This window comes from Paenibacillus sp. AR247, assembly GCF_002968895.1.
Lineage (GTDB): Bacteria > Bacillota > Bacilli > Paenibacillales > Paenibacillaceae > Paenibacillus_AQ > Paenibacillus_AQ favisporus.
In genome coordinates, this window is the sequence record NZ_PCZT01000003.1 from 34,511 (window position 1) to 44,604 (window position 10,094).

General features: G+C 50.3%; 12 protein-coding genes, 1 pseudogene and 1 other annotated feature. All 13 genes and pseudogenes read right to left on the bottom strand.

The window, feature by feature from the left end; all coding sequences use genetic code 11:
• Positions 1-224 (bottom strand): DNA-directed RNA polymerase subunit beta (locus tag CPT76_RS41845; RefSeq protein WP_374954595.1); only part of this gene is annotated, 224 nt, incomplete at its 3' end.
• Positions 204-3,370 (bottom strand): annotated as a pseudogene (gene rpoB / locus CPT76_RS03120) (DNA-directed RNA polymerase subunit beta); the annotation flags it as partial. The gene CPT76_RS41845 and the pseudogene rpoB, both read right to left, overlap by 21 nt.
• A 339-nt stretch (positions 3,371-3,709) precedes the next feature.
• Positions 3,710-4,315, bottom strand: a complete 606-nt coding sequence (locus CPT76_RS03125; RefSeq protein WP_105441904.1) for a class I SAM-dependent methyltransferase — start codon at positions 4,313-4,315, stop codon at positions 3,710-3,712.
• A gap of 135 nt (positions 4,316-4,450) precedes the next feature.
• Positions 4,451-4,816 (bottom strand): 50S ribosomal protein L7/L12, encoded by a 366-nt coding sequence (rplL, locus tag CPT76_RS03130; RefSeq protein ID WP_076176726.1) that lies wholly within the window; start codon positions 4,814-4,816, stop codon positions 4,451-4,453.
• Between the two features lie 65 nt (positions 4,817-4,881).
• Positions 4,882-5,385, bottom strand: a complete 504-nt coding sequence (gene rplJ, locus CPT76_RS03135; RefSeq protein ID WP_076176725.1) for a 50S ribosomal protein L10 — start codon at positions 5,383-5,385, stop codon at positions 4,882-4,884.
• A 112-nt stretch (positions 5,386-5,497) separates the two neighbouring features.
• Positions 5,498-5,654: a sequence feature (ribosomal protein L10 leader region), on the bottom strand.
• 72 nt (positions 5,655-5,726) lie between these two features.
• Positions 5,727-6,419 carry a 50S ribosomal protein L1 gene (rplA, locus tag CPT76_RS03140; RefSeq protein WP_076176724.1) on the bottom strand — a complete coding sequence of 231 codons (693 nt, stop codon included), beginning with the start codon at positions 6,417-6,419 and terminating at the stop codon, positions 5,727-5,729.
• An 83-nt stretch (positions 6,420-6,502) separates the two neighbouring features.
• Positions 6,503-6,967, bottom strand: a complete 465-nt coding sequence (locus tag CPT76_RS03145; RefSeq protein ID WP_105441905.1) for a 50S ribosomal protein L11 — start codon at positions 6,965-6,967, stop codon at positions 6,503-6,505.
• A gap of 66 nt (positions 6,968-7,033) precedes the next feature.
• Entirely contained in the window at positions 7,034-7,567 is a 534-nt protein-coding gene (gene nusG / locus CPT76_RS03150) for a transcription termination/antitermination protein NusG (RefSeq protein ID WP_076176722.1), read from the bottom strand.
• A gap of 22 nt (positions 7,568-7,589) precedes the next feature.
• A complete protein-coding gene (gene secE / locus CPT76_RS03155) occupies positions 7,590-7,778 on the bottom strand; it encodes a preprotein translocase subunit SecE (protein ID WP_076176721.1) in 189 nt (62 codons plus the stop codon).
• 21 nt (positions 7,779-7,799) lie between these two features.
• Positions 7,800-7,949 (bottom strand): 50S ribosomal protein L33, encoded by a 150-nt coding sequence (rpmG, locus tag CPT76_RS03160; RefSeq protein WP_076176720.1) that lies wholly within the window; start codon positions 7,947-7,949, stop codon positions 7,800-7,802.
• Positions 7,950-8,353: 404 nt separating this feature from the next.
• Positions 8,354-8,998, bottom strand: a complete 645-nt coding sequence (sigH, locus tag CPT76_RS03165) for an RNA polymerase sporulation sigma factor SigH (RefSeq protein ID WP_076176719.1) — start codon at positions 8,996-8,998, stop codon at positions 8,354-8,356.
• A 161-nt stretch (positions 8,999-9,159) separates the two neighbouring features.
• Entirely contained in the window at positions 9,160-9,681 is a 522-nt protein-coding gene (locus CPT76_RS03170) for an NYN domain-containing protein (protein WP_076176718.1), read from the bottom strand.
• A gap of 5 nt (positions 9,682-9,686) precedes the next feature.
• Positions 9,687-10,094 (bottom strand): 23S rRNA (guanosine(2251)-2'-O)-methyltransferase RlmB (rlmB, locus tag CPT76_RS03175; RefSeq protein WP_105441906.1); only part of this gene is annotated, 408 nt, incomplete at its 5' end.

Below are 10,094 nucleotides of genomic sequence, written 5' to 3' on the forward strand. Positions count from 1 at the left end.
TCGCCTTTAACGATGGACTCGTAGGTTTTCACCCGGCCGACCACATCGTCGGATTTGACGGTCAGGATCTCTTGCAGTGTATATGCGGCGCCGTATGCTTCCAGCGCCCAAACTTCCATCTCACCGAAGCGCTGTCCACCGAACTGGGCTTTACCACCCAGAGGCTGCTGCGTAACGAGCGAGTATGGTCCAGTTGAACGGGCATGGATTTTATCGTCAACCATGTGGGCCAGCTTGATCATGTGCATGACGCCGACGGTAACTTCACGTTCGAACATCTCGCCCGTGCGGCCGTCGTACAGACGCGTCTTACCGTTGCGCTGCATGCCGGCTTCTTCCATGGTGTCAAATACATCATATTCATTGGCACCGTCGAATACCGGCGTAGCCACGTGAATACCAAGACGCATGGCCGCAAAGCCCAAGTGGACTTCCAGAACCTGCCCGATGTTCATCCGGGAAGGTACCCCCAGCGGGTTCAGTACGACCTGTACCGGCGTACCGTCCGGCAGGAACGGCATATCTTCTTCCGGCAGGATTCGGGCCACGACCCCTTTGTTACCGTGACGTCCGGCCATTTTGTCACCTTCAGAAATTTTACGCTTCTGAGCGATGTACACCCGAACCAGTTGGTTTACACCAGGAGGCAGCTCGTCGCCGTTCTCACGGGTAAACACTTTGACGTCCACGATAATCCCGTCACTACCATGCGGTACGCGCAGGGAGTGTCGCGCACTTCACGCGCCTTCTCACCGAAGATGGCGTGAAGCAGGCGCTCTTCCGCCGTCAGCTCCGTTACGCCTTTCGGTGTAACTTTACCGACGAGAATGTCGCCGGCGCTGATTTCGGCACCGATCCGGATAATGCCGCGCTCGTCGAGGTTCTTAAGAGCTTCCTCGCCGACGTTCGGAATATCGCGGGTAATTTCTTCCGGTCCGAGCTTGGTGTCGCGCGCTTCGGATTCGTATTCCTCGATGTGAATCGAAGTGTACACATCTTCCTTCACCAGCTTCTCGCTGAGGAGGATGGCATCCTCGTAGTTATAACCTTCCCAGGTCATGAATGCTACGACAACGTTACGTCCAAGAGCCAACTCGCCCATTTCCGTCGAAGGTCCGTCCGCGAGGATGTCGCCCTTCTTGATGACGTCGCCTCTCTTCACGATCGGACGCTGGTTGATGCATGTGCCTTGGTTCGAACGCATAAATTTGTGTAATTTATGTTTAACGATGTCGCCTTTGACTTCTTTGCCGTCCACGGTCTCGATGCGGCGCACCCAGATTTCGTTGGCGGAAGAACGTTCAACTACACCGTCATATTTGGAAACGATACATACCCCGGAATCCTTTGCAGACTTGTGTTCCATTCCTGTACCAACCAGCGGAGCTTTAGGCACGAGAAGCGGCACAGCCTGACGCTGCATGTTCGATCCCATCAGGGCGCGGTTGGAGTCATCGTTCTCGAGGAACGGAATGAGCGCCGTTGCGACCGACACGACCTGTTTCGGCGAAACGTCCATGTAATCCACGCGTTCGCTCGGCATCGGCAAGATGTTGTCAGACTGCTTGTTGTAACGGACGATAACCATATCCTCCGCAAACGTGCCGTCTTCATTCAGCTTCGCGTTTGCCTGTGCGACCACATAGTTGTCTTCCTCGTCAGCTGTCAGGTAGTCGATCTGATCTGTTACAACACCTGTCTTCGGATCGACCCAACGGTACGGAGCTTCGATAAAGCCGTATTCGTTGATCCGTGCGAACGTAGACAAGGAGTTGATCAAGCCGATGTTCGGACCTTCCGGTGTCTCGATTGGACACATCCGGCCGTAGTGACTGTGATGGACGTCACGAACTTCAAAGCCCGCGCGCTCACGCGTCAAACCGCCGGGTCCGAGTGCAGACAGACGGCGTTTATGCGTCAGTTCAGCAAGCGGGTTGGTCTGGTCCATAAACTGGGACAGCTGGGAGCTTCCGAAGAACTCTTTGATCGACGCGATAACCGGTCGAATGTTGATCAGGGCTTGCGGCGTGATGACATTCGCATCCTGGATGGACATTCTTTCGCGTACGACACGTTCCATACGGGACAGACCGATACGGAACTGGTTCTGCAGCAGTTCACCGACCGAACGCAGACGACGGTTACCGAGGTGGTCAATATCGTCCGTGTCGCCGATGCCATGCAGCAAGTTAATAAAGTAGCTGATCGAGGAAATAATATCAGCAGGCGTAATATGTTTAACCGATTTATCAATATTACCGTTCGCAATCACTTTGACGACCTTGCCGTCTTCGATCGGGGAGAATACGTCGATACTTTGCATCGGAATGTCATCGGCATCAAGCACACCATTGGCAACATGGTACGTCTTGTGTCCGACATTCTTCTCCAGGTGCGGCAGGATTTCGTCAAGGAGACGGCGGTCCACCATTTGTCCGGCTTCGGCAATGATCTCACCGGTATCGGTATCGATCAGCGATTCAGCAAGACGCTGGTTGAACAGACGGTTCTTGATATGCAGCTTTTTATTGATTTTATAGCGGCCGACATTGGCCAGGTCATAACGCTTTGGATCAAAGAAGCGCGCTACCAGCAAGCTCTTCGCATTGTCGAGCGTAGGCGGCTCGCCCGGACGGAGGCGTTCGTAAATTTCGATGAGCGCTTTTTCCGTGGAATCGGTGTTGTCTTTGTCCAGCGTGTTGCGGATGTATTCGTCGTTGCCGAGCAGGTCCAAAATTTCGGCGTCGCTGCCGAAACCAAGCGCCCGCAGCAAAACGGTAACCGGGATTTTACGGGTACGGTCGATCCGGACATACATGATGTCCTTTGCATCCGTCTCCAGTTCAAGCCAGGCACCACGGTTTGGAATCACCGTTGCAGTGTAGGTTTTCTTACCGTTTTTATCGACTTTCGTGCTGAAATAGACGCTAGGAGAGCGTACCAACTGGCTGACAATGACCCGTTCTGCACCGTTGATAATAAATGTACCGGTCTCCGTCATCAGCGGGAAATCTCCCATGAATACTTCCTGTTCTTTGACTTCTCCGGTTTCTTTGTTGATGAGCCGTACTTTCACCCGAAGCGGTGCCGCATACGTCACGTCACGCTCTTTCGCGTCATCGACGGTGTATTTGGGTTCGCCCAGGCTGTAGTCGATGAACTCCAGCACCAAATTGCCCGTAAAATCCTGAATTGGCGAGATATCCTGGAACATTTCGCGCAATCCTTCCTCCAAAAACCATTCATATGATTTCTGTTGGATTTCGATCAGGTTCGGAATCTCAAGTACTTCATTAATTCGTGCATAACTTCGCCGAGTGCGTCGACCATACTGAACAAGATGTCCTGCCAACTTTAACTCACCCCTCATGTCTACTCACTTTAAAAATTGATTGCGAACCTCTGTTTGGAACCTTATAATGGATTCATGCAGAGGATTCATCCACAAATAAAGAAAAGCCCTTACCCGAATGCTTTCGAACAAAGAGCAACTTATCCATGGTCTTGCCTTCTAAACATAGAAGTGACTTCATATCCAGTAGATTTGCCCAAAATGTACATATTATACGTGGACATGCCCTATTTTATGCATATCTCCGCATAAAAACTATTGACATTTCAGCCAACTAAAGACAAGAAGCCTATCCTAATACTGACATTTTATAATAATATCACACATGATTTTTCAAGTCAATAGTCCTATTGCATATTATTGAAAAGATTTTGTAGCCTTAAAAATCCGGTACCCTTTATCCTTGGTGACTTCCTCCACCTGTGCGAACAAGCTCTCCAGCTTCGCCTTTGCCGATGGTGCCCCCTGCTTCTTCTGAATCACGATCCACAAGGATCCACCTTCACGAAGATGCTCATACGCCTGCTCGAAAATCCGATGCACCGTTTCCTTGCCGGCACGAATCGGCGGATTGGTCAGGATGACATCGAAGGCTTTCCCTTCTACCTGCTGCAGCAGATCGCTCTCCAGAATCGTCACGTTCGTAATTCCGTTCAGCCTGGCATTTTCCTTGGCGAGTTCCACTGCACGGCTGTTCACATCCAGCATCGTCACATGCCCATCCCCGGCCAGTCTTGCCGCCACCAGTCCGATAGGACCGTACCCGCAGCCCACATCCAGAACCTCGGCCCCCTGCGGAATATCCATCGCTTCGATCAGTACCTTGCTGCCAAAATCAATTCCCTTCTTGGAAAACACCCCGGCATCGCTCGTGAACTTGTAGACTGCACCCCGCAGTCGCTCTTCCAGACTCCGCCGGTCATGTCCGGCTTCGGGCTGGTTGGAATAGTAATGCTGTGACATGCTTTCCCTCCGAATCCTTGGTTTCATTACACAGGATCCCCTGGTTCTAGTCGTTTAGTCACAAGGGATGCGGTTTTACAAAACAAACCCCTTGAATGATCAAGGGGTTTGCTATGTGCTTCAACTGAGAAGGAATTACTTCACTTCTACAGTAGCGCCTGCTTCTTCCAATTTAGCTTTAACGGATTCAGCTTCTTCTTTACCAACTTTTTCTTTCAGTGGTTTTGGAGCGTTGTCAACGAGTTCTTTAGCTTCTTTCAAGCCAAGACCTGTGATTTCGCGAACGGCTTTGATAACGTTGATTTTGGAAGCACCAGCGTTAGCCAGGATTACGTCGAATTCAGTTTGCTCAGCAGCTTCAGCTGCGCCAGCGCCGCCACCAACTACAGCTACTGGAGCTGCAGCAGTTACGCCGAATTCTTCTTCGATTGCTTTAACCAGGTCGTTCAGTTCCAAAACAGTCATACCTTTGATTGATTCCAAGATTTGCTCTTTACTCATGGTTGAACCTCCATTTTATAATAAAATTATTTTTTGTTTGCTTTTAACCTGTCAGAACGGGAAGCTTACGCTCCTTGCTCTTCTTTCTCAGCCACAGCCTTAACTGCAAGCGCGAAGTTGCGAACTGGAGCTTGAAGCACGCTGAGGAGCATGGAAAGGAGACCTTCGCGGGATGGCAGTTCTGCCAGCGCCTTGATTTGGTCAACGCCGACTACACGGCCTTCAACCACGGCACCTTTCAGTTTCAAAGCTTCGTTCTTCTTAGCAAAATCGTTAAGGATTTTAGCTGGTGCTACGGCGTCTTCTGCACTGAATGCGATAGCTGTTGGACCGGTCAATACTTCGTCCAGTTCAGTCAGCTCAGCAGCGGCAGTCGCACGGCGCAGCAAAGTGTTCTTCAACACTTGGAATTCAACACCCGCTTCGCGAAGCTGCTTACGCAGTTCGGTAGCTTGGGCAACGTTCAATCCGCGGTAGTCAGCCACTACTGTCGTTGCACTTTCGCGCAATTTCGCAGTTACCGCATCTACAGCTTCTTGTTTCGCTTGAATCACTTTTGCGTTTGCCAATGTCTACACCTCCTGAAAGTTTCAATGACTGTCCAGCCGGACTTGCCGGCCGCCAGTTCGATCTACGTCGGAGTCCGCTTCGAGTCTGAGTACTCTTGGCTTCTCCGATTTCATAGGCAAGTAAAAAGCCTCCGTAGATTTACGAAGGCCTGATGAATGATGATTGTCCGGGCAAAGCGCAGGAAAATCATATATATTCTATCACAACACCTCGGTAGGAAATTAAGCCCTTAGGCACCTACTGTCTACGGTAAGCATATTCAACTTTAGTGGTCGGTCACAAGGACCTAAACAACAACTTTTATATAGTAACAGATAACTCAGAACGAGTCAACGATAACTTATTTAAAGGTTGCTGTATTCACGCGTGCGCTTGGTCCCATCGTCGAGGATACGGCGATCCCCTTCAGATAAACACCTTTTGCAGCAGCTGGTTTAGCACGGTTGAGTGCGTCGATGAGAGATTTGAGGTTCTCATTCAATTTGGCCGCATCAAAGGATACTTTACCGATCGGTGCGTGAATTTGACCTGCTTTGTCCAGACGGTATTCGATTTTACCGGCTTTGATTTCTTGAACAGCCTTGGCAACATCGAACGTAACTGTTCCTGCTTTAGGGTTAGGCATAAGGCCTTTACCACCGAGCAGACGGCCCAGTTTACCGACTTCGCTCATCATATCAGGTGTAGCGACGCAGACGTCGAATTCGAACCAGCCTTGTTGGATCTTGTTGATCATGTCCTGATCGCCAACAAAATCCGCGCCGGCCGCTTCCGCTTCCTTCGCTTTGTCACCTTTCGCAAATACCAATACGCGTTGTGTTTTACCCGTGCCATGAGGCAGGACAACAACACCACGAACGGCTTGGTCTTGTTTACGTGGGTCAACACCCAAACGAACTGCAACTTCAACGGTTTCGTCGAACTTGGCAGTCGCAGCCTTTTTCACAAGCTCTACAGCTTCTGCTGGCTCGTATACTGCTTCGCTGTCGATCAGCTTGGCAGCTTCAACATACTTCTTACCATGTTTAGCCATGTTTGTTCCTCCTTTGTGGTTTTAGCGGATATTCCTCCCACATGTGCCGGCCTCATAGGCCGGGTGTCGCAAGAAAAACCGGATTAGTCTTCGATTGTGATACCCATGCTGCGCGCAGTACCTTCAACCATACGCATAGCTGCTTCAACGGAAGCTGCGTTCAGGTCAGGCATTTTTTGCTCAGCGATTTCACGGACAGTGCTGCGTTTAACGGTAGCGACTTTCTTCTTGTTAGGTTCGCCGGAACCTTTCTCGATTTTGGCAGCTACGCGAAGCAGAACTGCAGCCGGTGGAGTTTTGGCAGCTACGCGAAGCAGAACTGCAGCCGGTGGAGTTTTGGTAATGAACGTAAAGGAACGATCCTCAAATACCGAAATTTCAACCGGAATGATCAGACCAGCTTGATCAGCGGTACGAGCGTTGAATTCTTTACAGAATGCCATGATGTTGACACCTGCTTGACCCAATGCTGGACCTACTGGCGGCGCCGGATTCGCTTTACCTGCAGGGATTTGCAGTTTAACAACCTTGATTACCTTCTTTGCCATGTAAGACACCTCCTTCAAAAGTGGTTAGCGGGCCTCGAAGCCCTCCCACAAGAAACCTGAAGAACTTTATATCTTCTCCACCTGAGTATAATCCAGCTCAAGCGGGGTTTCCCGTCCAAACATGTTGACGTGTACCTTCAGCTTGCTCTTGTCGACGAGAATTTCTTCTACCGAGCCAACAAAATTCGCAAAAGGACCAACTTTGATACGTACGGATTCTTTAATATCGAATTCGATCTTCGGCTTCGGCTCTTCCATACCCATATGCTTCAGAATCTGTTCCACTTCTTCCGGAAGCAAAGGCGTCGGCTTGGAACCCGAACCCGTCGAACCGACAAATCCCGTAACCCCTGGCGTATTGCGTACAACGTACCAGGAATCGTCAGTCTGGATCATTTCCACCAAGACATATCCGGGGTAAACCTTTCTCATGACGACCTTTTTCTTGCCGTCCTTGTTTACCACTTCTTCTTCCATCGGAACAAGAACGCGGAAAATCTTGTCTTCCATGCCCATGGACTCAACGCGTTTTTCCAAATTGGCTTTGACCTTATTCTCATACCCAGAGTAGGTATGAACTACGTACCATCTTTTTTCCATATCAAGCCACCCGGGACCCTTCTTAAATAATCGCTTCGATCACAGCGGAAATGCCGATATCTAGAACCCAAAAATAAATCGTGACGATCGCAATGGTGCCAAGTACGATAAGCGTGTAATTCGTCAACTCTTTACGATTAGGCCAGCGAACTTTTTTAAGTTCCGCCCAGCTTTCAGAGAAAAAGGAAAACAGAGACTTGAAACCTTTCACGCCGACTACACCTCCAAAAAACTATCTGGTTTCGCGATGAGGAGTTTGCTCGTTACAAAACTTGCAAAATTTCTTCATCTCCATGCGGTCGGGGTGATTTCGCTTGTTTTTGGTCGTCGTATAGTTTCTTTGTTTGCAATTCGTACAAGCCAAAGTGATAATTACCCGCATGCTGTGCACCTCCCGAAGACGTCCTTCTATTTCAGAAGAGTCAATATTGATCCCTAGTAGGAAACAGCCTAAACTTTTCATCGCTGAAAAGAAAAAAAACCGTTCCTGCGAAATGAACGATTAAGCTCGTGCCGAAGCCTTTGCTCTCTCATTCATTAAAACACGCGAATTTAGGCCTACCTAAAACACTTTATCACAAGGGTCAAACCATGTCAACGAAAGAATGGCCTTGTCAATACGCGTTTAAAAACCACGATTCCCTGTCGTTTCAAGCCTTTTTTCTCATCATAAGCCGCCTGCATTCATTTACCAGTATGATTCATTCGTCCAGAGGTTAAACCTCGGCACTTCCGGTGTGAATAAAAAAAGACTCCTTACGAGCCTTTCTTCACCTTAGCGTCTGTTCAATTGTCGCGAACTTCCAAATATCTCTCCAGCTTGCGCTTGACCCGCTGCAGAGCATTATCGATCGATTTCACATGCCGTTTCAAATCCACCGCAATTTCCTGATAGGAGCGGCCATCCAAATACAGCATCAGCACTTTGCGCTCCAAGTCACTCAGAATCTCGGACATCTTGTCCTCGAGTCCGACGAACTCTTCCTGGTTAATAATCAGCTCTTCCGGATCGCATACCTGCGAGCCGCAAATCACGTCAAGCAGCGTACGGTCGGAATCCTCATCATAGATAGGCTTGTCCAACGACACGTAAGAATTCAACGGGATATGCTTCTGTCTCGTCGCGGTCTTGATCGCCGTAATGATCTGCCTCGTAATGCACAGCTCGGCAAAAGCCTTGAACGAGGACTGCTTGTCCCCTCTGAAATCACGGATCGATTTGTATAAACCGATCATGCCTTCCTGGATGATATCCTCGCGGTCGGCGCCGATCAGAAAATAAGATCTGGCTTTGGCCCGCACGAAATTCCGGTACTTGTTGATCAAGTACTCCAGCGCTTCACTGTCACCCTCGCGGAAATATTCGACTACGTCCTCATCCGTCTTGTAATCATAATCAGATAACATTAACTCTTTAAGGTCGACGCTCACCAAGAAACCCCCCGGCTGCAACGCAAGGTACCCGTTACTCGTGAAATATACGAACAGTATAAATGATGCTCTCCAAGCCGTCAACCACGGATTATCCAAAAAAGAACAGCGATAGAAAAATTGTCAAGAGCTGCAAATTTGTCATTTCATACAAAAGTTGGCTATTCCCGCCGCCATCGTTCGAAGATTTCGCGGATGTCCGGCGACAGCTTGCTGTCCAGCGTATTCCGCGTCGATCTGGCCTGATCTTCCTTGATCCGCTTCTGGATCATCTGCTCGCTGTTCTCCACTTCGATCAGCAGCTCCCTGGCGGACAAGCGAAGCGCTCCCCGCGCGAAGATGACATGCTGTTCGATCAAGTCGCTGGTCGCCACATAGATCTGCCTGCTCCGGCGGGTCAGCTCTCCAACAAGACGCTCAATGCATTCGTCCGCCGTCTCCTTCTCCTTCGTAAAGTACACCTGGACCTTGCTCTGCGAAAAGGATTTGCCCAGCCCCGGCACCCGGTAGGCGTCAAATACCGCGATCACTTTTCTTCCGGAAAAGGCCTGATAATCGGCCAGCCTGGCCAGCAGCTCGTCCCTGGCCTCCTGCATGCTGATCTGCGACAGCTCTGCAAGGGACGGCCATCCGCCGATCATATTATAGCCATCGACCAGAAGTACATCGCGCAAAGCCGCCATTCCGGCTAACCTTGGGTGCGGCGCCGGCGCACAACTTCGTACATCACGACTCCCGCGGCCACGGAAGCGTTAAGCGAGTTGATTTGACCTTTCATGGGGAGTTTCACCAAAACATCGCATTTTTCGCGGATCAGTCTGCCCATGCCTTTCCCTTCGTTGCCGATAACCACGGCGACGGGGCCGTCAAACACATTCGTGTCGTACATCTCGGAGGAAGCCGACACGTCGGTACCGACGACCCAAATCCCTCTCTCTTTCAGCTCCTCAATGGTCTGCCCCAGGTTCGTTACGCGTGCGACCAGGACGTATTCGGCGGCGCCGGCGGACGTCTTGGACACGGTCGCGGTAACCTGAGCCGACCGGCGTTTCGGCACGATTACCCCATGAACGCCGGTGCAGTCTGCGGTCCGGAG